Genomic DNA, 21,227 nt, shown 5'->3' on the forward strand with positions numbered 1-21,227 from the left:
CGCCCGTGCCGCCACCCCCACCCATGCCGTCCATGTCGCCGGCCGCCGCCTCACCGGCGGTGACGGTCCCGGCGTCGGCGCCGTCCACGGTCACGCTGTACGACTCCCCCGCGGTGACGTCGGCCGAGGAGTACACGACCGACTGCGCGTCCTTGGTCACGGTGGCCGAGGCGACGACGGTCCCGTCGGCGGAGACGACCTCCACGGAGTCGCCCGCCGCGGCCGCCGTCGTCAGGACGGCTGAGATCCAGCCTTGCGTCGGGTGCACCGCCCGGGCCGGGCGCGACGGGCGCTGCGGCTGGGGATCGACGCCGTGCGCGGCGATGACGTCGACGCGCTGGTGGCGGCCGTGTCGAACGACACGGCCAGCCGGTCACAGAGGGCTGCCAGCCAGGCCGACGACCACAGCACGGGTTGGCTTGTGTCCACGTCACTGGCCCGAGGCGGCTGGCGTGGTCAGGGACGGATGACGGCCGTCAGGCGGGCATCGGGTCGACGCCGAGCCGACCCGTCGCGATGGAGAAGACCCACCGGCGCCCGGGCCACTCGGAGACGCACCAGAGCTCCTCTCCGGGCCGGGACCAGTCGAGGTCCTCCGGCCCGCTCGGCAACACCCCCCGGTGGCGGTGCCACCCGTGGGGCGTACCGCTGTACAGGTCGCCGGCCGACCGCTGGCCATTGCTCGCCGTGACGAACCAGGTGGACCCGTGCACGGCCACGCCCTGCATGCGGCTCGGTTGGTCCTCGTAGACCTCGAGCGGAGCGCATCGGCCATGGTCGTCAGCACGCGGGAGACCGGTCCGGGGGTCGATGGGGTAGCGCGCGAGCCGGGGCCGCCGGTCGCCGTTCCGGCGGTACTCCCCCACGACGAGGTTCGGCTGGCCCTCGACCTGCCCGATGGACAGGAACGAGTAACTCGGTCGACCTGGGCCCCAGCGCAGCGGAGCGCGGAACGCCATGAACTGAGGGAGCACGTAGGCGCACCCCCCGGCCCGAGAGCCGCCGACAGCGGAGCGCTGCAACAACCCGTTCCTGCCGCCCGATGAGTTCCGGTCTGCGCCGGGCGGTCGCCCAGGGAGAGCCATGACGTCCCCGAGGCGGAAGACGCGCACGCCGAAGTACGTGTCGGGGACGAAGAGGAAGCGGTCGTGGACGGCGATGCCCCCAGCGTGCACCGGGACGGTGCCCATGGTGAGGACTCCGAGACGCCGCCGCGGCACGACCAGCAGGACGTGCCGGTAGCGGGGACCCTCCGGCTGCGTCCGGTCGACGACCGAGATCCGCGCGCCCGGCGTGCGCAACAGCCGACTGCGCTTGGCGTACCAGCTCACGAGCAGCAGTGCGCCGGACCGGACGCTCACCACGCCCTGCGGCCACCACGTGGGGTCGTTCCGGTCGACGTCGTCCCAGGTGAATCCCTCACCCGCGGCCTCGCCCGGGACCGAGCACACGTGGGCGGCGCGGTCGAGGTCGCCGAGGACGCCCTCGAGGCCGACCTCCCGTAGTCGGGCGCCCAACGTGCCGACGAGGTCGGCCCGAGGCCGTGTCGCCGTCAGCGTGAACGGCGGTCCAGTGCCCATGGAACCCATCCTCGATCGGCCGATGCCGGTCGGCGACCCGCCTGCGACGCGTGGTCGGCAGAAGATCTCGCCGGGAGGGGCCCGGAAGTGCTGCTGCTGTCCAGCCAGCGGCTCAACCCGGGCATGTCCAGGCTGGTGCCCAGCTGCGCTGGACGAGCCCTCCTCAGGCGATGCAAGTGCAGCCGTGGCAGCACCATCGCCGGGGAGCAGCCCGGACCTCATCGACCTCCTCGATTGGCTGGCCTCGACCGATGACCAGTAGCGTCGCTCTCGATGGCTCGGACCGACCCGCTGACCCGGGGCCTCGGCCGGGCCGCGCGCTGTAGACCCGCGGGGATCACGCGCCGTGTCCGGCGCTCCCGCCACACGGGGAAGGAACACGACGTGGGTCCCGTCCGGTCTCCGGCTCGTCAGGAGCGCACTGCGGCACACGCCCCGAGCAGTCTTCCGCCTGCTGCCGGTGTGACCCCTCGAACGGTGGCACAGCCGCGACGTGGTGGAGCCCTCGGCAAAGAGGCCTCCGGATTCGCGGCCGTGGGCGCGGTCGGCCTGGCCGTCGACATCGGGGGCTACAACGCGCTCGTGCACCTTGGCGGGCACGGTTGGCTGGCCGAGCAGCCGCTCATCGCCAAGACGGTCTCGCTCATCGCGGGAACGACCGTTGCCTACGTCGGCAATCGGTTCTGGACCTACCGGGACCGGCCACGCGGCCGGGTTGCCCGGGAGTACACGCTGTACCTGGTCCTCAGCGGCGTTGCCCTCGGGATCGCGCTCGGCTGTCTCGCGATCTCGCGCTACGTCCTGGGTCTCACGAGCCCGTTGGCCGACAACGTCGCGGCCAATGGCGTCGGCCTCGCGCTGGGCAGCCTCTTCCGCTTCGTGTCCTACCGGCGCTACGTCTTCCCACCCGAGCCGCCGGACTGATGCAGTGACGGGCGGCACGAACAGCCACCGCCGGCGTCAGGAAGCGGACGGGGACGCCTCCCGAACTCGTCGGGATCGCGCGGTGTGCGGCCAGCTCCGGCTGCGCTCGCGCGCCGCGGCGCCTCGCCACGTTGTCGATCTCCGGAACTGACCCGTTCCCCAGCCGGCCAGCAGGACCGCTGCCACGCCGATGCCGAGCCCGGCGATGTCGTCCACGATGTAGTGCCAGCCGAAGTAGATGGTCGCTGTCACGGTCAGGACGAAGAAGACCCAGAGGAGCGTCCGCACTGCGACCGAGCGGAGCGTGAGCTGGGCGATGAGCGCCGCGGTGAAGATGATCGACACGTGCAGCGACGCGAAGGCGGCGATGCTCTGCATGCGCTCGGTCGCGTGCGGGTCGATGAGGACGATCGAGCGTGACACCAGCAGGCTGTCCTGCAGCCGGGAGACGCCGGTCTCGGGAAGGCTCCAGAACAGCTGCGGCTCGGCGTACACCGGACCCCTCGAGGGCAGGACGTAGTAGCTGGCGGCGCCGAGCGCCCAGTTGAGGCACAGGGCCGTGACGTACCAGCTCGCATGGACCGATCGACGGATCGAGACGAGGGCCAGCCCGAGTGACACCGGGACGAACATCAGGAACGCCAGGTAGACCCAGGACAGGACGTGCGCGGTGACGCCGGTGCCGAGGACGTCGTGCAGCAACTCAGCCGGCGCGATCCCCCCGGCCATCGCCCGATCGAGTCTGAGCAGCTCCTCGTCGACGAGGTGCGGCCTCAGCATGGGGAGGTAGTGCTTGAGATTGCGGTACGACACGTACGTGCCGTAGAAGGCTGCGAGCCCGATCAGCGCTGGGCGAAGGCGCCGCCAGGGCCAGCGCTCGCGGGCGATGAGGACCGTCTGCTCCGCGAAGGCGCGGGCCGAGCGCGCACGGAGCAGCGCACGGGGCAGCACGTCCGCCGCCAGGAGCAGCGCCACGATCAACGGCAGGCGCACGTAGGTCGGCCCGAGGAAGCCGTCCGGGTCGCGCAGCGGGAGCCCGAGGTACACGGCGCAGATGACGGCCGCAGCGCCCGAGACGAGGGCGACGACCACGGCCAATGCGTAGGCGCCGTCGCGGACACCACGCACGGCAGGTTCGTCCATGTTCGGCTAGTTTTCTCCCAGTCGTCGGCCAGAACACGTCGCCGTCCCCGACTCGGCGTCGAGTCATCGAAAGCGGAGTGCCGTTGCGGACGATCAGCGTACCTGTCGAGGCGACGCCCTCCCCTCGAAGGTCCTCCGACCCGGCGAGGGCGATCGGATGGGCCGTCGTCGCGCTGGCCGCCCTGGTCCACCTGGCACTGTGCTGGCTCTACCGCGACTTCCTCACCGATGACGCCTGGATCTCCGTTCGTTACGCCGAGAACATCGCGGCCGGAGAGGGACCCGTGTGGAACCCGGGCGGCCCCCGGGTCGAGGGCTTCAGCAACCCACTGCTCGTCGCGATCGAGGCGCTCGCCCACGCGGTCGGCTGGTCGGCGCCGGGGGCAGCACGCTCGCTGGGCGTGGTCAGCGGCCTCGCGTGCGTGGTGCTCGTCTACGTCCAGGGCCGAGCCGTCGTGGGCGAGTGGACCGCCCGGATCGCCTCGTTGCTGACGGCCTGCAGCGCGCCCTTCGCCCTCTGGGCGGTCGGCGGCCTCGAGACGCTCCTGGTCGCTCTCGCCGTAGCCGCAGGCACGCTGGAAGTCGCCCGGCGCGATGGCGGCAGGGTGCTGCCCGCCGCGGCGGCGTTCGCCGTCCTGCCGTGGCTCCGCCCGGAAGGGCTCGCCGTCGCGGCCGCTGTGGTGGCGATCGGCGAGGTCCCCGGCCTCTTCCGGGCAGGGACGCGCCGCCGCGCGGTGCGACGGGTGGCGGTGCTCGGGGGCGTCCCGCTGTGCTCGCAGATCGTCCTCGAGGCCGTCCGGGTCGGCGTCAACGGGCACCTGCTCCCCAACTCGGTGCTCTACAAGTCCGGCGCCGGGGAGGGGTTCACGGTGCTCGCCAAGTTCCTCGACCAGGCCCTGCTGCCGACGGCGCTGGCTGCTCTCGGTGCCGTCCTCGTGACCGGCCGGGCGCGGCTGCTGGCGGTGCCGCCGGCCGTGTACGCGCTGGGATCGATCGGCACGCTGGACAGCGCGAACGCCTACAGCCGGTTCTTCATGCCCGTCTGGCCGCTCCTCGCCCTGCTGATGGCGGTGGTGATCGGCTACGTCGTCACGACCCGGGTGGAGGCGCGTCGCGCGGTGTGGGCGGGTGTTCTCGCGGCTGCAGCCGGGCTCGCACTGCTGGGGGTGCCCCCGGCCGACGTCCGGAGTGTGGAGGCCACTCAGCAGCGGTACACGGACTGCAGGGTCGGGGCCAGGGAATCGGCGCTCGAGTGGTTGCGGACCACTCCGCCGGAGACCTCCTTCGCCATCTCCGACGCCGGCCTGGTGCCGGCTCGCGCCGGGGGACGGCCCGTCGTCGACGCCTTCTTCCTGAACGAGCCCCTCATCCAGGAGACCGGCCGGCTGCCGTTCCGCGAGCGCGCAGCGCTCGTGCACGAGCGCGCCCCTGACGTCCTGGTGCTGGCGAGTCGCGACGCCCGGGGGTTCGTCGGCTACTACCCCACGGACCAGGCGATCTTCGACCATCCGGCCATGTCGGACTACCGCCTCGTGCACGTGGCGAGGGGCCGCGGCGCCGCCTGCGGTTACACCCTCATGGTGTTCCGGCGATGATCCACATGACCTGGACCCTGCCGAACGTCCTCACCGTCCTGCGCCTGCTCGCCGTCCCGTTCCTCGGCGCGGTGTTCGTCGTCGCGGGCAACACCTCCGCAGGCCGCTGGACGGCTCTCGCGCTGTTCGTGGCGGCGTCGCTGACCGACATCGCGGACGGCTGGATCGCGCGACGTCGCAACCAGTGCACCGAGTTCGGCGCCCTGATCGACCCGATCGCGGACAAGGCCCTGATGGCCACGGCCCTGATCTGCTTGTCCGCCGACGACCTCCTCTCCTGGTGGGCGACCGCGCTGATCCTCGCCCGCGAGGCAGGCGTCACAGCGCTGCGGCTGGCTGTCCTGCACCGCGGTGTCATCCCGGCGAGTCGCGGCGGCAAGGTGAAGACGGTCGCCCAGACGACGATGATCGTCCTCGCACTGGCCGCGCCCGGGTGGACAGGAGTGCTGGCGGCCGTGGTCACGGTGACCGTGTGCTGGACCGTGGTCACCGGCCTGGACTACGGCGTGAAGGCGCTGGCGCTGACGCGGTCCCGGGCATCCTCACTGCCGCCGTCGGCCGGTCCACGATGGCTCCTGCGCCGCTGATCGTCGATCCGGCGGCGAGCGGAGGCCCGTCCTGGTCAACAGGGCGGTGATGGAGCCAACGCCCGGGTCAGGTCCTGGCGCAACCACACCGGGTGGCCGCAGATCTCGGCGACGATCCGGTAGCGCTGGTGGAGCAGCTCGCGAAGTCGTGACCGGTCATCGATGCCCCACGAGTCCAGGCCGGTGACCTGGACGATCCACGCTGGTGCTCCCGGACCTCCCAGCGTCGCCCGTAGCCGGGTCTGTTCGGGGTCGAGCGTGCGCATCGGCACGCTCCACAGGTGCGGGTACGGCGATGGCATGTCGGCGGTCTCCAGGACGGCGGCATTCCCGTACGCGACCAACCCCGTGTCGCTCGGTGCCTTCGAGTCCGCCAGCCACTCGCCGATCCGCTGGCTGTACGAGACCTGCGGGACGGTCGCGTGGACCACGCCGGAGACCAGGGTCCCCAGCACGGCAGCGGCGACGACCGTCCTGCTGCAGCCCCTCATCCACGCGCCGGCCACGGAGACGGAGGGAGCCATCGCACCGGCGGCCAGCACCGCCGCCGGAGCGAGTTGCAACAGGTAGGGAGGCCAGTAGCTGCCACCGGCCACGATGGCGCCGACGCCGAAGACGAGCAGCGCGGTGATCGTCCGCACTCCCGGCTGCCCGTGCCGGGGGAAGCGGCTCGCGGCGAGGAACCAGGTGAGCACGACCGGCAGGAGACCTGTGACGAGGCCCAGACCCACCAGCAGCCACGCCCTCCGGATCGAGGCGTCGGGACTGCTGGCCCAGATGGTGTCGAAGGCGGCACCACGGAAGGCGACGAGATCACGCCATGCCGCGGACAGCCCGCTCCGGGCCGCCGTCAGCCACACCAGGGCCAGGGCACAGGGGACCAGCGCACCCACCAGGGCCGCCGGCGCGATGCGGAGAGCGCGGTGGCGAGCCGCACCGTCGTGGCTCCAGCACCCGTACAGGACCAGGCCCGCCAGGAGGACCAGTCCCTCGAGCAGGTTCTGCTTGACCAGCGGCGCGGCCGCAGCGGCCACGCCGGCGGCGCCGGCCCAGCACAGCCGGCCCGTGCCGGAGTCGGCGTGCCACGCAGAGAGGGCCAGCGCGATGGCTGCCATCACGAATGCGGCCCCGAACAGCTCGCCGTCCGCCTGCTCCGCCGCCAACCCCGGGGAGCACATCACGCCCGCAGCCACCACGGCGGCCCACCGTCCGCCGGCCGGGCCCCCGAGGAGGGTGCCCGCACGCCAGCCGGCGAGGACGAACAGGAGGACGAACGGGATCGCGAGGACGCGGATGGCCTGGTCCCACTCCACCAGTGACGCGAGCCTGAAGATGAGCATCAGCAGCGGCGGGCGGTCCACGAAGTAGTCGCCGTACAGGAACTCCCCGCCGGTGTGCCACTGCCGCGCGACGAGCAGGTAGCCGCCCTCGTCGTTCCGCAACGGCCGGGGCACGTACGTGGCACGAACCACCACCACGACCGAGCACAGCAGCGCGAGAGAGCGCCGCGCCGTGCTCAGATCGAGGATGGCCGGCTCGGCGTCCCTGGTCGACATCGAGGCCACGCCGCATTCAACCCCCGAAGCCCCCTGGGCAGGCCGTATAGTCCGCCTCGTGGTAGCCCTGGTCGCCGCGGTCGTCGTCGCGATCTTGCACATGGGCTTTCTGGTCTACATGGTGTTCGGTGGGTTCCTGGCTCTGCGCAGGTTGGCGTGGATCTGGCCGAGCATCGTCTCGACCCTCTATTCGGTCTATGTCACGGTCACGGACTTCAAGTGCCCGGCCACCGCCCTCGAGAAGTGGCTCCTCGAGAGGAGCGGGAGGACGCCGTACGAGGGCAGCTTCACCGCTCACTACCTGCGCGACGTCCTCTACCCCGCGCAGTACGAGACGGCCATCTGGTTGTGCGGGATGGGCACCGCCGTCCTGTCCTACACCGTCGTACTGGCGCGGCAGCGGCGTTCCGTCGTCCTCTGGACGACTGATCCCAAGGGGCAGTGGTCGTAGGCGATCGGTGACCGTGGGGTCGGTGCGCCGATGTGGTCGTCGTGCCAGCTGGCGGCGGTGAGAGCCAGGCTCCGCTGCGGGATGCGGCCCAAGACCCCGAGGGTTGCCGGCCGTGGTGGTGCCGGTCGGCGGTCACGCGGAGTCGGCCGTGAGGATGCCCAGCAGCACCTCGCGCTCGTCAGTCTTGGCGCCGGAGACGGCGAAGCCGACCGGCAGTCCGTGCAGCGTGCACCGCAGACGCAGCCGCAGTCCCCGAAGTAGCGGGAGTGGCTGGCGCAGCAGCCGTACCGAGCCCTGCCCCGGTGAGATCGGTCGGCTGGAACGCTCCTGGGCGGCCGGGCTCCCGGAGCGGTCAGGGAGGATGGGGCGGTGAGCGCCGAGACGATCTTGCTGTTGGTCCTCGGCGCGGTGGCGGTGATCGTGGGGATCCGCTGGGTCGCCGACCGCACCGGGCTCCCGGCCGCCGCCCTGCTCACCCTGGCGGGGATCGGCTACGCGCTGCTGCCCGGGCCGAACGTGAGCCTGGACCCGCACCTGGCGCTGACCCTGGTGCTCCCGCCGCTGCTGTACAGCGCGGCGCTGGACTCCTCGCTGACCGCGATCCGCCGCAACCTGCGCACCGTGGTGAGCCTGTCGGTGCTGCTGGTCCTGGTCACCGCCGTGCTGGTCGGGATCGGCTTCGAGCTGTTCGTCACCGGTGCCACGCTCGCCGCGGGGATCGCGCTGGGCGCCGCGGTGGCGCCCCCGGACCCGGTCGCCGCGCTCTCCGTCGGCCGGAAGGTGGGCCTCCCGCCGCGGCTGATCACCCTCATCCAGGGCGAGGGGCTGCTCAACGACGCGACCGCGCTGACCCTGCTCACCGTCGCAGTCGGCGCGGCGCAGGGCGAGGGGTTCTCCACCCCCGCGGCCGTGAGGGAGTTCGTGATCGCCGCCGCCGGTGGGGCGGCCGCCGGGATGGCGGTCGCCTACGGCGTCCGGCCGCTGCGCCGGCTGCGCCGCGACCCGCTGTCGTCCAACGCGATCTCGCTGGCCACCCCGTTCGTCGCCTACCTGCTCGGCGAGGCGGTGCACGTCTCCGGGGTGCTCGCCGTCGTCGTCGCCGGGCTGGTGATCGGGCACAACACCCCGTACTGGACGTCGGGGGCCAGCCGGCTGCAGACCGACGCGGTGTGGCGGCTGGTCGACTTCCTGCTCGAGGGCATCGTCTTCCTGCTCATCGGCCAGCAGCTGCCCACCGTCGTCCGCGGGCTGGGCCAGTACGAGACCTCGACCATCGTCATCGCGGCGTCGATCACCGTCGGCTGCGTGCTGCTGATCCGCCCGCTGTGGCTGCTGCTCACCGAGTCGCTGCCGCGGTCGCTGCACACCCGGCTGGGGGGTCAGGACGTGCGCGAGGAGGGCGAGGAACCGGCCGAGAGCGAACGGTTGACCATCCGCGAGATCGTGGTGCTGAGCTGGGCCGGCACCCGCGGCGTCATCAGCCTGGCCGCGATCTTCACCCTGCCGCTGGTCACCGACAGCGGCGCGCCGTTCCCCGACCGCGACCTGCTGCTGTTCTGCGCGTTCCTCGCGGTGCTGGTGACCCTGGTGGGCCAGGGACTGACCTTCGCCCCGCTGGTGCGGGCGCTGGGCTGCCGCGCCGACCAGGCCGACGAGGCGCGGCTGCGCAACCAGGCCCGGATCGCCGCCGCGGAGGCCGGCCTCGCCCGGTTGGACACCATGCAGGCCGAGGAGCACGACGACGTGGACGACCGGGCCATCGCCTCGCTGCGCGCCGTGCTGAGCACCCGGGTGGACCGCTACCGCACGCGGCTGGACGTGCTGGAGACCGCCGAGGGCGGCGACATCCCGCTGTCCCCCACCTACGAGGCGGCGCTGCGGCTGCGCCGGGCGGTCATCGCCGCCCAGCGCGAGGAGCTGCTGCGCTGGCGGGACGGCGCCCGGCTGCCCGACGAGGGCCTGCGGATCCTGGAGCGCGAGCTGGATCACGAGGAGGGCCTGCTGCCCGCCCGCGGCCGCTGACCGGGCCGGCGCGCAGGGCCATCGACACCCGGCGTCGCGACCGGCAGGCTGGCCCGATGGCGGCACCCGAGGGCTCCACCGGCACGACGATCCTGGTCCGGCCGGCGACGAGCGAGCGGTTCGACGACGTCGCGACGATGCTGGGCCCGCGGAACCCGACGTCCAACGTGTGCTGGTGCCTCAGCCACCGGGTCGACGCGCGGACCAACCGGGAGCTGGTCGGCCCGGCCCGCCGGCAGTACGTCCGCGAGCTGACCGGCCGTTCCGTCGCCCCCGGGGTGCTCGCCTACGACGGTGCCGAGGTGGTCGGCTGGGCGGCGGTCGCCCCGCGCGCGGAGCTGCCGTTCGAGCACTCGACGAGGATCCCGCACGTCGACGGGCTGCCGGTGTGGTCGCTGTGGTGCATCCGCGTGCGCCCGGGTCACCGCGGCCAGGGCATCGCGCACGCGCTCGTCAGCGGGGCGGTGGACTACGCGGCGTCCCAGGGCGCCCCGGCGGTCGAGGGCTACCCGGTGGACAACGAGGGCCGGCGGGTCGACCTCACCATGGCCTACGTCGGCACCCGCAGCCTGTTCGAGAAGGCCGGCTTCAGCTGGGCGGCCGACACCGCGTCGGTGTCGGGTGGCATCCGCCGGGTCCTGATGCGCCGCGCCCTGGACTGAGCGCGACGGGACCCCTGGACACCACCCCGCCGGGGCGCCCAGCATGGACGGCGACCCTCCGTCGACGATCCGAGGAGTGGTGGTCGTGCAGGCGCGAACCGGTGAGTGGCTGGTGGTGCACGGGCGGGTCACCGACCAGCCCGAGCGGGTGGGCGAGATCGTCGAGGTGCCGCACGGCGACGGCTCCCCGCCCTACGTCGTCCGCTGGCTCGGTGCGGACCACACCTGCGTGGTGTTCCCCGGCCCGGACGCCGGGGTGGTGGCGCAGCGGCCACCCGGCGTGCACGTGCCCGGCTGAGCCGGCTCAGGCCACCCGAGGATGGCGACCCCGGCCATCACCGCGGAAGTCGTCGGCGAGCGGGGTGGTCACCGGGCGCCCGCCAGCGGGGGCAGACCCAGGTTGTCGCGCAGCGTCGTCCCCGTGTACTCGGTGCGGTACGCCCCGCGCTCCTGCAGCACCGGGACGACGGCGTCGACCAGCGGGTCCAGCCCGCCCGGGGTGATGTGCGGGACGAGGATGAAGCCGTCGCTGGCTCCCGCCTGCACCAGGTCGATCATCTGCTCGGCGATGGTGGTCGGGCTGCCGATGAAGTCCTGGTGACTGCTGATCTCGATCATCAGCTCGCGGATCGACAACCCCTCGGCCTCGGCGCGCTCCCGCCAGTCCTTCGCCACGGCGATCGGGTCGCGGTTCATCCGCACGCTGGCTCGCCCCTTGGCCACGGTGTGCTCTCCGACCAGCGGGTCGACCTCGGGCAACGGGCCGTCGGGGTCGTAGCCGGACAGGTCCCGGTTCCAGACCTCCTCGAGCTTGCGCAGCGCCGTCTGCCCGGACACCTGCTGCCTGCGCACCTCGGCGGCGAGCTCGACGGCCTCGGCGTCGGTCTCGCCGACGACGAACGTGGCGGCCGGGAGGATCAGCAGGTCCGCCGGGGTCCGGCCGTACTCCGCCAGCCGGCCCTTGACGTCGGCGTAGAAGGCCTGCCCGGCCTCCTTCGTGCCGTGCCGGCTGAAGATCGCGTCGGCGGCGGAGGCGGCGAACTCCCGGCCCTCCTCGGAGTCGCCGGCCTGGAAGACCACCGGCCGGCCCTGCGGGCTGCGCGGGACGTCGAACCGGCCGGCGATGTCGAAGTGCGCGTCGGAGTGGGCGAACGTCCCCGCCGCCGGGTCGGCCAGGAAGGTGCCGGTGTCCTTGTCGGCCGCGATCTCGTCCCCACGCCAGGAGTCGAGCAGCTCCTGGACGGTGGACAGGAAGGTCCGGGCCCGGTCGTAGCGCTGGTCCTGGGCCAGGAACCCGCCGCGGCGGAAGTTCTCCCCGGTGAACGCGTCCCAGGAGGTGACGACGTTCCAGGCCGCCCGGCCACCGGACAGGTGGTCCAGCGAGGCGAACTGCCGGGCCACCTCGTAGGGCTCGTTGAAGGTGGAGTTGATCGTGCCGGCCAGGCCGAGGTGCTCGGTGACCGCCGCCAGCGCGGCGAGCACGGTGAAGGTGTCCGGGCGGCCGACGACGTCCAGGTCGTAGATCGCGCCGTTCTGCTCGCGCAGCCGCAGCCCCTCGGCAAGGAACAGGAAGTCGAACTTCCCGCGCTCGGCGGCCTGCGCGAACCGGACGAACGAGGAGAACTCGATGTGGCTGCCGGCCGCCGGGTCGCTCCACACGGTGGTGTTGTTGACGCCGGGGAAGTGCGCGGCGAGGTGGACCTGCTTGGTCATGTCAGCTGTCCTCAGACGGTGGTGTAGCGGTTGGCGGGGCGCGGCAGACCCAGGTGACCGCGCAGGGTGGTCGCCTCGTAGGCGGTGCGGAACAGGCCGCGGCGCTGCAGCTCGGGCACCAGCCCGGTGGTGACCTGCCGCAGGTCGTGCGGCAGGGTCGCCGGCCGGAGCCGGAAGCCGGTGAGCCCGGCCTGTGCCCACTCCGCCAGCTGGTCGGCGAGCCCGGCCGGCGTCCCGACGACGACCGTGGCGTCGCTGGTGTACTCGGCACCGGCCCGCTCGTCGAGCCGGTCCTTGCGCGCCCGGGCGGTCGCCTCGTCGTCGTCGAGGAACACGACCAGGTCGCCGAAGACGTGCACCGTCTCCTCCGCCCGAGCGGCCGCGGCCTGCGCGTCCCGGACGGCGCCGACGATGCGGGTCGCGTCCGCGGCGTCGGTGGGGGTGACGAAGCCCAGGTCGGCGCTGCTGCCGACCAGCTCGAAGGGCGCCTGCTGGTGCGCCAGGGCGGCGACGATCGGCTGACCCTGCGGCGGGCGTGGGGTGATCGAGGGGCCCTTCACGGACAAGGACCGGCCCTCGAAGTCGATGTAGTGCAGCTTCTCCCGGTCGACGAACCGGCCGGTGGCGACGTCGCGGATCTCCGCGTCGTCCTCCCAACTGTCCCAGAGCCGGCGGAGCACCTCGACCCAGTCGGCGGCCTCGGCGAAGAGGTCCTCGAGGCTCAGCACCTCGCGGCGGCCGACGTGCGCCGCCTCCGCTGGGCTGCCGCTGACCTTGACCCGGACACCGGCCCGGCCGGTGCTCACGTAGTCCAGCGTGGCGATCGCCTTGGACAGGTGGAACGGCTCGGTGTGGGTGACGACAGCGGTCGGCACCAACCCGATGTTCGCCGTCAGCGGCGCCACCCGGGCGGCGACCTGGACGGCGTCCAATCGGCCGCGCACCTGGTCGGTGCGGTCGTCGGGGCCGTCGCGGTCGGTGGACTGTAGGGACAGCGCGTCCTCGAGGGTGACCAGGTCCAGCAGGCCGCGCTCGGCCTCCTGCACCAGGTCGACCCAGTAGCCGGGGGTGAGCAGGTCGGCGGGGCGGGCGTCGGGCTCGCGCCAGGCGGCGGGGTGCCAGCCGGCGCCGTCGAGGGCGACAGCGAGGTGGAGGGGGGTGCTCATGGGGGGATCTCCGGGTTCAGGCGGCGGCCGCGACGGCGGCGCGGCCGGCGAGGGTCTGCCACAGGCGGCGGGCCAGGGCGTCGTTCTGGCGGAAGAAGGGGGCGTTGGTGCGGGGGCGGGCGAAGGCGGCGACCTGGGCGCCGGAGGTCCAGAAGCCGACCGCGAACAGCCGCTCCTTCGGCAGCCCGGTCGCGCTGACCACCCGCTGCTCGGCGTCGACGTGCAGCCGGCCGGTGCCCGTGCCGTCCGGGACGGTCTTCTCCGCGGCGACCCCGCGGGTGACCAGGGAGCTGACCAGCCGATCGGGGGTCGCCGACACCGCCGGGGCGGGCAGCCGGGCCTCGACCATCGTCCGGGCGCTGACCACGGAGTCGACCGAGGACGACCGTGCGGTGAACACGCCGGTGACCTCGTCGAGGTCGAAGCGGGTGTCGGCGCCGAGGAACCGGACGACGCCGGCCTCCGACAGCGCGAGCAGCTCGGCCAGCCGCGGCGCCGGCGGGCCGCTGGCCAGGTAGCTGAACAGGTTCATCCACCAGCCGGCGACGTCCTCGGCCTCCGACCGCGGCGTCAGCCGCCCGGCGGCGACCAGCCCGGCGATCGTGCCGTGGCAGGACAGCAGGGCGGTGAAGACGGCGGCGTCGGTGCTGTGCGCCGGGTCGGCGGACCGGGTCAGGTCCGCCCGCACCAGCCCGCGCACCGCCTCCTGCAGCTCGGCGGTGGAGCCGAACCGCGCACCGGCCAGCGGCCGGTCCCGCGCCGCGAGGTCGAACCGGTCGGCCGGGTCGGGAACGGCGGCGTCGAGCAGCGCGGTCAGGTCGCCGCCGGCCGCGTAGGCGTCGGCGAACTCCGGCCAGGGCAGGGCAGTGCGCTCGGGGTGGGCGCGGAACAGCTCGGTGTAGTGCGCCCAGCCCAGCTCCCGGGCGATGACGGGGGCCAGGTCGGCGCGCAGGTCGAGCTGGCGGTCGGTGGGCAGCGCCTCCGGGGTGAAGAAGCGCAGCAGCACCGGCGGGCCGGGCCAGACGTACCCCAGCTTGGCCCGGTAGGGGACGCCGCGCCGCGACCCGACGTGCAGCACCGGCTCCTGCCCGGAGGGGAGGTAGCGCAGCCCGTCGCCGGCCGGCTCGAACCGGCCGCCGCGACCACTGGTCAGCAGCACCATCAGGTCTATGAACGCCAGCCCGGCGCCGCGGACGAGCACGTCCTCCCCCGGCGCGAGCCGCCCGAGGTCGAGGTCGGCGGTGTAGCCGGTCGGGAGGTAGCTGAGCCCGGCGTCCGCCGCGCGCTGCGCGACGTCGCGCTCGGCGGCGGTGGCGTGGGCGTCGAGGTGGCCCTGGGCGAGCACGGCGAGGTCTGCGGGGAGCACCCCGCCGTCGGCGAGCTCGACGTCGACCCCGTCGGCGTGCACCCGGACGTCGACGACCGTGCTCTCGTGCAGGTGCACGTCGGCCCACGGTCGGGCCGCCGCGACCACCTCGCCCAGCACCCAGCCCAGGTAGGCGTTGACCAGCGGGCGGGACGGGAAGGACGTCGGCGTCACCGCGCGCGCCTCCTCCGCCACCGGGTCACCGGCCGGGAGGTGTCGCCCCACGGCCTCCACCCACTGCCACAGCGTGGTGCCCTCGCCCACCGGTCCGTCGACGGTCACCGACGGGTCGGGCAGCACCGTGACGTCGGCGGCCAGCGAGTTCGCCCACAGCAGCGCAGGCTGGGCGGCGCGCCAGACGCGCCCTCCGCCGGGCGGGTGCGGGTCGATCAGGTGTACCTGCAGCCGGCCGGTGCCGCTCAGCTCAGGCGCGCTGGCGACCAGCCGTTCGAGCAGGCCGATGGCCGTGGGTCCGGCGCCGACGACGGCGATGGACGGGCCGGCGGGGACGGGATCGTGCGGGGGTGACGCGGACATGCGGACTCCGTTGAACGGAGGGTCAGGGGCGCGGGGTCCAGACCGTGCGCCGACACTGCGCGCTCGCCGTCCGCAGGAGGTCGACGTGCCGGCGGCAGACCAGCGGGGTGCGGGGCACGTGCGTCTCCTTCCGGTGTCCGGGTGCCTGGGGCAACTCCGGCCGGGGGGCGGGCTGTTCCCCTTCGGCGGGTGCGTCAACTCACGATGTCCCATCAAGTCGATCGTGATTGACGCGTGGCCGGGCGTGTCCCTATCGTCCCCCCAGGTCCTGAGCGCCAGCGACGAGCCCCGGCTCGCTGGCCGGCAACCCTCCCTGCGACGGGGTGCACCGGGTGACGACCTGGCCGTGGCGCATCCGCGCCCGGCAAGCAGAGGACTCCCCTCCCCGAGGGGACGAACGAGGAGCAGCACCCGTGGGACAGACCGGCATCCGTGCCGCCACCACCGACCTGGTCGATCGGCCGGCCGTCGACCCTGCTGCGCACCGACAGCGCGCTCTGTCGCTGACCTGAGCAGCCCTCTCGTCCCTCCCCTGCGCGGCCTCCTCCGGGCGCGCCCCTCCGCACAGGAGTTCCTCCTCGCATGTCCACGTCCCAGTCCTCGCACGCCCTGCAGGTCGTCCGCGTGCACCCCGACGACCCGCTGGCCGCACCGCTGTTCACCGACCTCGCCGTCGAGTACGACACCCGCTACGGCGACCTGTTCGGCGGCGCGTCGGAGGAGCTGACCCGCTACCCCGCCGAGGCGTTCCTGCCCCCGGACGGCGACTTCCTGCTGCTGGTCGAGGACGGCGTCGCGGTCGCCGGCGGCGCGTTCATGCGGCACCCCTCCGGCTCCGCCGAGGTCAAGCGGATGTGGACCGCCGCGTCGCACCGCCGCGGCGGGCTGGCCCGCCGGGTGCTCATGCTGCTGGAGCAGCAGGCGGCCGCGGCCGGCTACGCCCGGATGTACCTGACCACCGGCCCGCGCCAACCCGAGGCGCGCGACCTGTACCTCGCCGCCGGCTGGACGCCGCTGTTCGACCCGGCGGTCCCCCGCCCCACCGACACCGACGCGCTGCGCGCCCTGCCCGTCGACCAGCGCCTCTACGCCTTCGAGAGGCAGCTCCCGGGAGACCGCTCATGACCACGGTGGAGACTCGTGCCGCTGCCCGGGCCACCGCCCCGCCGCCGGGCACGCCCACGGCCAGCTGACGGTGGTGCAACCCGGCACCGCGGCCGCTGGGTCGCCACCGCCGTCGTAGCCTGCCGCCGGCCATGGTGCTCAACAGCCTGGGCACCGACCCGCGCTGGAAGTGGGACGTCGTCGGCGCCGACCTCACCGAGGGGGCGATCGTCGCGGCGTGCTGACCACCGTCCAGCTGACCGCGATCACCGCGTGCTCTGCTCCCCGCTGGGCACGGTGCCGGTGTTGATGCGGCTGAGCCACTCGCCGCTCGTCCGACGACGGCAGCTGCCCGGGACACTGGAGCGCTGGTGGCCGTCGGACGGGGCCGTCGACGCACCGGTGATCAGGCCGGGCACGTCCGCTGCCCGTCGTCAGCCGTGACCGGTTGTCCACAGGACCTTGTCCGCGCTGGTCAGCGGCTCGCTCGACGACCATCATCGTCGAACACGTGTTCGACTACGTGTACGTCACTGAGCCGCCCGACGGCGGAGCGTGCGCGGCCGACACCGGGGGCGACCACGACGCCGTTTCCAGCCCCGGGCCAGCACCCGCCTCCACTGCGGAAGAGGGGTGGCCGGACGAGCTCTTCACTCCTCTGCGAGAGTCGCTGGAGGACGGCGGGCTGCTGCTCGACCTGCTTCGTGAGGAGCAGCAGGCCATCGGAGCGGCGGAGGCGCTGCGCGCTCGCTGGATGGTCGACTTCTGCCGGTCCCGCCCCTCTTCGAACGACCGCGCGGACGCCGAGATCGGCATCAGCGCATGGCCGACTGCCTCGTCGACCTGGTGCTGCGGCCGGGCGCCCACGGGCTCGCCCCGGTCCAGGCGCAGCTGACCATCATCGCCACCGTGCGCACCCCACCACCCCGACCGGCCAGGTGCTCGTGACCCACCCCGGGGGGCTGACCGACGACGACCCACCGCCCGGACGCAGCGACGGGCCGCCACCCGGGGTGGCTCCCCCGGCCGACGACCCGCCACCGTTCTGATGACGGCTCGCTCAGCCGACCGGCTTCTTCTCCCCCGCCTCGACGGCCACCGGCAGGTGGTTCTCTTCCGGCGGCAGCGGGCAGGTGGCGAACTCCGTGTAGGCGCAGGGCAGGTTGGTGGCCCGGTTGAAGTCAAGGACCACGGCGCCGTCGGCGTCCGGCGGGTCGACCTTCAGCGACCGGTTGGCCGCGTAGGTGGTGACGCCCGAGGTCTCGTCGGTGAAGAGCACGAACAGGCTGCCCTCGCTGGCACCGTTGAACGCGGTCAGCGACAGCGTCTGCCCGTCGAGCTCGAACTCGATCCGCCCCGGGGCGTCGTAGACGTGCTGCAGCCCCTCGACGACCGCACCGACCGTGGTCGGCCGCGGCTCGTCGAACGGCAGGTACCGCCCAGGCACCGTCCAATGGGGGTCCGCCGGGTAGGCCGGCGTCCCCGGGTACCCCTGCAGCACCGGGTTGTCCGGGTGCCGTGGCCGGACGACGTCCGAGCCACCGCGCCGCGCGACCTCGATCACCGCGTCGCCGGACCCGACGGTCACCCCGCCGCGCTCCGGGATGACGCCGAACGCGTGCTCACCGCGCACCGGCGCCCCGTCGACGACCAGCTCCTCACCGTCGGCGAGGCGGACCAGCGGGCCGTCGTCGCCGGTCCACCACTCCCCCGGCGCGTCCGGGAACCGCTGGGCCGCCCCGGTGAGCCAGTGCAGCCCGGTGATCGCCAGGAAGCCGTGCGGGTCGGCGCGCACCCGTTCGTGCCCGGCGTGCCACCGCTCCCACTGCTGGGCAAAGGTGTCGTTCTCGACGACGGTCATGGTCAGGCCACCTCACTGAGCCGGCCGGTGGCGACGTCGAAGACGACGCCCCGGACGCTGTCCTCGTTCGGGATGTACGGGCTGTCCAGGATGCGCCTGGGGGAGGCACGGACGTCGTCCTCCAGGTCGGCGAACGCCTCTGGGTGCCACTCGGGTCACCGGCCGACCTCGGTCTCGATGCCGGACCGAAGTCCTCGTCGTCGGGGTGAGCATCCCGCAGTACTCGTGACCTGTCCCGAGAGTGGCGGACGACCGATCTGCCGTCGAAGTGCATCGACATGGTGGGATCCGCAGTGTGAGCACCATCGCCGTCGTCGGCAACCCGAGGCCCCGCTCCCGCACCCGGTCGGCCGCCGAGCTCGTCGTCGAGCGGCTGACCGGCGCCCCGCCGGACCGGGTCGTCGACGTCATCGACCTCGGCGCCGGCCTGCTGAGCTGGGGCGACCCGGATGTCGCTGACGCGGTGACCGCGCTGCGCGAGGCCGAGGTCGCCGTCGTCGCCAGCCCGACGTACAAGGCCACCTACACCGGGCTGCTCAAGCTGTTCCTGGACCAGGTGGGCACCGGCGACCTGGCCGGGGTGGTGGCCGTCCCGCTGATGCTCGGCGGCGGCCCGGGGCACGCGCTGGCGCCGGACCTGCTGCTCAAGCCGGTGCTGGTCGAGCTGGGCGCCACCACCCCGACCAGGGGCCTGTACCTGATCGACAACGCGTGGGACTCCCCCGGTCCGCTGGAGGACTGGCTGGTCGCCGCCGGGCCGCAGGTCAGCGCCGCCCGCACCGCCGGACGCCCGACCCTAGGCTGAGCCGGTGATCCTCATCGTCGTGAAGTGGCCCGTCCGTCCCGAGTTCGACGACCGGTGGCCCGAGCTGGTCCGCGAGTTCACCGAGGCCGTCCGGGCCGAGCCGGGCAACGTGTTCTTCGAGTGGTCCCGCAGCGTGGAGGAGCCGCACACCTGGGTGCTCGTCGAGGGCTTCCGGGACGCCGAGGCGGGCTCCGTGCACACCGCCTCCGACCACTTCACCAAGGCGATCGGCGAGATGCCGGACTGGGTCTCGGCGACCCCGTCGATCATGTACGTCGACTCCCCCGACCTGTCCGGCTGGGGCCCGATGGGCGAGGTCCAGCCCCGCGGCTGACCGCTCGGATCAGCGGCGGTCCAGGACGGCGCCGAGGACGTCGGCCAACCAGGTCCGGGCCTCCGCCGCCGAGGCCGGGGCGCCGGCGTGCCGGCCTGCGACGTAGAGGTCCGGGCGGACCAGGAGCACCCCGGCGTCACCGATCTCCCGCAGCTCGGCCCAGCTGCCGTAGGGGTCCTCGATCGGCTCGCCCGGCCCGATCGAGACCGGCGTGATCGCCAGTCCCCACGTCGACGTGAGCTCGGCGGCCGCCGCCAGCCAGGCCGCACCACCGATCCCGGTGACCACGGTGAAGGAGCCGTGGCCGGCCAGGTCCAGAGTGGACACCCGGTGCCCGGCCCGGGTCACCCAGGTGTGCGGCAGCTTGGCACCGGGCCAGGTCGTCGGCTGGGCGTACAGCGTCGGGTCGCGGCGGTACTCCGGCATCGGGGTGCCGTCGGGCACGACCGCCGAGGACGCGTAGCGCTGGTTGTGCTCGACGCCATGCGCGTCGAACTCGTGCGCCTTGTAGGCGATGGCCTCGCGCAGTGCGGCGCGCACCGCCTCCCCCTCGGGCCCCGGGGCCTTGCGCAGCGCCAGCGCCGCCTCGAGCTTGTCGACGTCGGTGGTGTCGGAGAGGTCCAGTGCGGTGAGGATCCGGCCGGTGTCGGCGATGCTCTGGTTGGCCCGCTCCACGATCTGCCGGGCGATCGGCGCCCGCTCGGCGTCGTAGCTGTCCAGCAGCGCCGGACCGGCGGTGCCGGCGACGACGTGCGCGAGCTTCCACGCCAGGTTGTAGGCGTCCTGGATCGAGGTGTTCGAACCCAGCCCGTTGGTCGGCGGGTGCCGGTGCACCGCATCGCCGGCGCAGAACACCCGACCGCGGGCGATCGTGGTGGCGAAGTGGTGGTTCACCGTCCACGGCGAGGCGGACGTCACCCGCATCTCGAAGTCCTCGGTGCCGACCAGGGCCACGGCCAGCTCGCGGACCACCTCGTCGGTGAACGTCGGCGGGCCGGCCGCCACCTCGTAGCCCCACATGAGCATCCACTCGGTCCAGGGCTTGATCATCCGCAGCACGCCCAGGCCGACGCCCTCCCGCTCGGCACCCGGCTGGAGCATCCAGTAGAGGACCGACGGGCGGTGGGCCACCAGGTGGGTCAGATCGGCCTCGAAGACGATGCTCATCGCCCCGGCCACCGCGCCGGGGCCCTCGAAAGGCAGGTCCAGGTCGGCGGCGACCGCGCTCCGCGCACCGTCGGCACCGATCAGGTACCGGGAGCGGATCGTGTACTCCGCACCGGTCAGCCGGTCGCGGACGCTGGTGGTGACCCCCTCGTCGTCCTGCACGTGGCCCAGGTACTCGGTGTCGAACCGGATCCGGGCACCGCGCTCCTGGGCGGCCTGCACCATGACCGGCTCGGTGATGGTCTGCGGGGCGTCGAGCATCGTGCACGGGCTCTGCAGCTCGTAGTCGGCGTGCCGCACGGTGTCGGTGCCCCAGGAGGGAATCCGGCCCAGCTCCTCACCGGTCAGGCTGGTGCAGAACGTGGTGTTGCCCATCGACTCCCACGGCGTGGCCAGCGCCAGCAGCGTCTCCTCCACGCCCATGTCGCGCAGCGCCTCCATCGTGCGCTGGTTGGTGATGTGCGCCCGAGGGGTGTCGGAGAGCCGTCCGTACTTGGTGATCAGCAGGGTGCGGGTGCCGTACGTGGCGAGGAACAGCGCCGCGGACGCACCGGCCGGACCGGAGCCGACCACCAGGACGTCGGTGTCCAGGGTCGCGGCGGAGGCAGGAGGGGAGGCGGGGAGCTCGGCTGCGCTCATGGGGTCCTCGTCGTG

At 73.3% G+C, this 21,227-nt stretch carries 19 protein-coding genes, 2 pseudogenes and 1 riboswitch; of the genes and pseudogenes, 11 read left to right on the forward strand and 10 right to left on the reverse strand.

Annotation, left to right across the window (positions count from 1 at the left end; translation table 11 throughout):
* Together FHL79_RS16535 and FHL79_RS16540 are read right to left on the reverse strand one after the other, a co-directional pair.
* Nucleotides 1-205 (reverse strand): annotated as a pseudogene (locus FHL79_RS16535) (carbohydrate-binding domain-containing protein); the annotation flags it as partial.
* A gap of 271 nt (nucleotides 206-476) precedes the next feature.
* Complete coding sequence (locus FHL79_RS16540; protein WP_138759684.1) at nucleotides 477-1,580, reverse strand: hypothetical protein; 1,104 nt, start codon at nucleotides 1,578-1,580, stop codon at nucleotides 477-479.
* Between the two features lie 534 nt (nucleotides 1,581-2,114).
* Here FHL79_RS16540 and FHL79_RS25550 point away from each other — a divergent pair.
* Nucleotides 2,115-2,504, forward strand: coding sequence for a GtrA family protein (locus FHL79_RS25550; RefSeq protein ID WP_218938494.1), 390 nt, complete (start codon nucleotides 2,115-2,117; stop codon nucleotides 2,502-2,504).
* A 36-nt stretch (nucleotides 2,505-2,540) separates the two neighbouring features.
* Here FHL79_RS25550 and FHL79_RS16550 read toward each other — a convergent pair whose 3' ends face one another.
* Entirely contained in the window at nucleotides 2,541-3,647 is a 1,107-nt protein-coding gene (locus tag FHL79_RS16550; protein ID WP_138759686.1) for a phosphatase PAP2 family protein, read from the reverse strand.
* Nucleotides 3,648-3,730: 83 nt separating this feature from the next.
* Between FHL79_RS16550 and FHL79_RS16555 the strand changes: the two genes are divergently transcribed.
* Both FHL79_RS16555 and pgsA read left to right on the forward strand, forming a co-directional pair.
* A complete protein-coding gene (locus FHL79_RS16555; protein ID WP_138759687.1) occupies nucleotides 3,731-5,242 on the forward strand; it encodes a DUF8728 domain-containing protein in 1,512 nt (503 codons plus the stop codon).
* Between the two features lie 5 nt (nucleotides 5,243-5,247).
* Nucleotides 5,248-5,829 carry a CDP-diacylglycerol--glycerol-3-phosphate 3-phosphatidyltransferase gene (pgsA, locus tag FHL79_RS16560; protein WP_246080878.1) on the forward strand — a complete coding sequence of 194 codons (582 nt, stop codon included), beginning with the start codon at nucleotides 5,248-5,250 and terminating at the stop codon, nucleotides 5,827-5,829.
* A gap of 35 nt (nucleotides 5,830-5,864) precedes the next feature.
* Here the strand turns inward: pgsA and FHL79_RS16565 are convergent, their stop codons facing one another.
* Nucleotides 5,865-7,385 carry a hypothetical protein gene (locus FHL79_RS16565; RefSeq protein ID WP_138759689.1) on the reverse strand — a complete coding sequence of 507 codons (1,521 nt, stop codon included), beginning with the start codon at nucleotides 7,383-7,385 and terminating at the stop codon, nucleotides 5,865-5,867.
* On the opposite strand from FHL79_RS16565, the gene FHL79_RS16570 reads away from it, so the two are divergent.
* A complete protein-coding gene (locus FHL79_RS16570; RefSeq protein WP_138759690.1) occupies nucleotides 7,357-7,836 on the forward strand; it encodes a DUF2784 domain-containing protein in 480 nt (159 codons plus the stop codon). The two genes, FHL79_RS16565 and FHL79_RS16570, sit on opposite strands and share 29 nt — an antisense overlap.
* Here FHL79_RS16570 and FHL79_RS26625 read toward each other — a convergent pair.
* Nucleotides 7,827-8,135, reverse strand: a pseudogene (locus FHL79_RS26625) (IS982 family transposase); the annotation flags it as partial. The gene FHL79_RS16570 and the pseudogene FHL79_RS26625 overlap by 10 nt on opposite strands.
* A 70-nt stretch (nucleotides 8,136-8,205) precedes the next feature.
* Here FHL79_RS26625 and FHL79_RS16575 point away from each other — a divergent pair.
* The 3 genes from FHL79_RS16575 to FHL79_RS16585 all read left to right on the forward strand — a co-directional run bounded on the left by FHL79_RS16575 (nucleotide 8,206) and on the right by FHL79_RS16585 (nucleotide 10,818).
* Nucleotides 8,206-9,858 carry a Na+/H+ antiporter gene (locus FHL79_RS16575; protein WP_138759691.1) on the forward strand — a complete coding sequence of 551 codons (1,653 nt, stop codon included), beginning with the start codon at nucleotides 8,206-8,208 and terminating at the stop codon, nucleotides 9,856-9,858.
* Nucleotides 9,859-9,914: 56 nt separating this feature from the next.
* Entirely contained in the window at nucleotides 9,915-10,520 is a 606-nt protein-coding gene (locus FHL79_RS16580) for a GNAT family N-acetyltransferase (RefSeq protein WP_138759692.1), read from the forward strand.
* Between the two features lie 85 nt (nucleotides 10,521-10,605).
* The gene (locus FHL79_RS16585) at nucleotides 10,606-10,818 is read left to right on the forward strand and encodes a DUF1918 domain-containing protein (protein WP_246080880.1); all 213 of its coding nucleotides are present in this window, start codon (nucleotides 10,606-10,608) and stop codon (nucleotides 10,816-10,818) included.
* Between the two features lie 68 nt (nucleotides 10,819-10,886).
* Here FHL79_RS16585 and FHL79_RS16590 read toward each other — a convergent pair whose 3' ends face one another.
* Genes FHL79_RS16590 through FHL79_RS16600 form a run of 3 tightly spaced genes read right to left on the reverse strand, consistent with a single transcriptional unit; the run spans nucleotide 10,887 to nucleotide 15,302 of the window.
* Nucleotides 10,887-12,233 carry an NtaA/DmoA family FMN-dependent monooxygenase gene (locus tag FHL79_RS16590; protein ID WP_138759693.1) on the reverse strand — a complete coding sequence of 449 codons (1,347 nt, stop codon included), beginning with the start codon at nucleotides 12,231-12,233 and terminating at the stop codon, nucleotides 10,887-10,889.
* 11 nt (nucleotides 12,234-12,244) lie between these two features.
* Complete coding sequence (locus FHL79_RS16595) at nucleotides 12,245-13,399, reverse strand: LLM class flavin-dependent oxidoreductase (protein ID WP_138759694.1); 1,155 nt, start codon at nucleotides 13,397-13,399, stop codon at nucleotides 12,245-12,247.
* A gap of 16 nt (nucleotides 13,400-13,415) precedes the next feature.
* Nucleotides 13,416-15,302, reverse strand: coding sequence for an FAD/NAD(P)-binding protein (locus tag FHL79_RS16600; protein ID WP_171058201.1), 1,887 nt, complete (start codon nucleotides 15,300-15,302; stop codon nucleotides 13,416-13,418).
* Nucleotides 15,303-15,566: 264 nt separating this feature from the next.
* Nucleotides 15,567-15,679: riboswitch (SAM riboswitch) on the forward strand.
* 205 nt (nucleotides 15,680-15,884) lie between these two features.
* Here FHL79_RS16600 and FHL79_RS16605 point away from each other — a divergent pair.
* A complete protein-coding gene (locus FHL79_RS16605; RefSeq protein ID WP_138759696.1) occupies nucleotides 15,885-16,427 on the forward strand; it encodes a GNAT family N-acetyltransferase in 543 nt (180 codons plus the stop codon).
* 490 nt (nucleotides 16,428-16,917) lie between these two features.
* Nucleotides 16,918-17,301, forward strand: a complete 384-nt coding sequence (locus FHL79_RS16610; protein WP_138759697.1) for a hypothetical protein — start codon at nucleotides 16,918-16,920, stop codon at nucleotides 17,299-17,301.
* Between the two features lie 165 nt (nucleotides 17,302-17,466).
* Here FHL79_RS16610 and FHL79_RS16615 read toward each other — a convergent pair whose 3' ends face one another.
* Nucleotides 17,467-18,267, reverse strand: coding sequence for a DUF1684 domain-containing protein (locus FHL79_RS16615; protein WP_138759698.1), 801 nt, complete (start codon nucleotides 18,265-18,267; stop codon nucleotides 17,467-17,469).
* A gap of 295 nt (nucleotides 18,268-18,562) precedes the next feature.
* On the opposite strand from FHL79_RS16615, the gene FHL79_RS16625 reads away from it, so the two are divergent.
* Both FHL79_RS16625 and FHL79_RS16630 read left to right on the forward strand, forming a co-directional pair.
* Nucleotides 18,563-19,072, forward strand: a complete 510-nt coding sequence (locus FHL79_RS16625) for an NADPH-dependent FMN reductase (RefSeq protein ID WP_138759699.1) — start codon at nucleotides 18,563-18,565, stop codon at nucleotides 19,070-19,072.
* 4 nt (nucleotides 19,073-19,076) lie between these two features.
* Nucleotides 19,077-19,406, forward strand: coding sequence for a putative quinol monooxygenase (locus tag FHL79_RS16630; protein ID WP_138759700.1), 330 nt, complete (start codon nucleotides 19,077-19,079; stop codon nucleotides 19,404-19,406).
* A 9-nt stretch (nucleotides 19,407-19,415) separates the two neighbouring features.
* Here FHL79_RS16630 and FHL79_RS16635 read toward each other — a convergent pair whose 3' ends face one another.
* Entirely contained in the window at nucleotides 19,416-21,212 is a 1,797-nt protein-coding gene (locus FHL79_RS16635) for an FAD-dependent oxidoreductase (protein WP_138759701.1), read from the reverse strand.
* Nucleotides 21,213-21,227: the final 15 nt, after the last annotated feature.

Origin of the sequence: Modestobacter altitudinis, assembly GCF_005930475.1 — a bacterium.
Classification (GTDB): Bacteria; Actinomycetota; Actinomycetes; order Mycobacteriales; family Geodermatophilaceae; genus Modestobacter; species Modestobacter altitudinis.

Excerpts from the sequence above, each read along its gene's own strand:
- FHL79_RS16540 (WP_138759684.1), bottom strand. The coding sequence starts at position 1,580 with ATGGGCACTGGACCGCCGTTCACGCTGACGGCGACACGGCCTCGGGCC.
- FHL79_RS16550 (WP_138759686.1), bottom strand. The coding sequence starts at position 3,647 with ATGGACGAACCTGCCGTGCGTGGTGTCCGCGACGGCGCCTACGCATTG.
- pgsA (WP_246080878.1), top strand. The coding sequence starts at position 5,248 with ATGACCTGGACCCTGCCGAACGTCCTCACCGTCCTGCGCCTGCTCGCC.
- FHL79_RS16570 (WP_138759690.1), top strand. The coding sequence starts at position 7,357 with ATGGCCGGCTCGGCGTCCCTGGTCGACATCGAGGCCACGCCGCATTCA.
- FHL79_RS16565 (WP_138759689.1), bottom strand. The coding sequence starts at position 7,385 with ATGTCGACCAGGGACGCCGAGCCGGCCATCCTCGATCTGAGCACGGCG.
- FHL79_RS16580 (WP_138759692.1), top strand. The coding sequence starts at position 9,915 with ATGGCGGCACCCGAGGGCTCCACCGGCACGACGATCCTGGTCCGGCCG.
- FHL79_RS16590 (WP_138759693.1), bottom strand. The coding sequence starts at position 12,233 with ATGACCAAGCAGGTCCACCTCGCCGCGCACTTCCCCGGCGTCAACAAC.
- FHL79_RS16595 (WP_138759694.1), bottom strand. The coding sequence starts at position 13,399 with ATGAGCACCCCCCTCCACCTCGCTGTCGCCCTCGACGGCGCCGGCTGG.
- FHL79_RS16600 (WP_171058201.1), bottom strand. The coding sequence starts at position 15,302 with ATGTCCGCGTCACCCCCGCACGATCCCGTCCCCGCCGGCCCGTCCATC.
- FHL79_RS16605 (WP_138759696.1), top strand. The coding sequence starts at position 15,885 with ATGTCCACGTCCCAGTCCTCGCACGCCCTGCAGGTCGTCCGCGTGCAC.
- FHL79_RS16615 (WP_138759698.1), bottom strand. The coding sequence starts at position 18,267 with ATGACCGTCGTCGAGAACGACACCTTTGCCCAGCAGTGGGAGCGGTGG.
- FHL79_RS16635 (WP_138759701.1), bottom strand. The coding sequence starts at position 21,212 with ATGAGCGCAGCCGAGCTCCCCGCCTCCCCTCCTGCCTCCGCCGCGACC.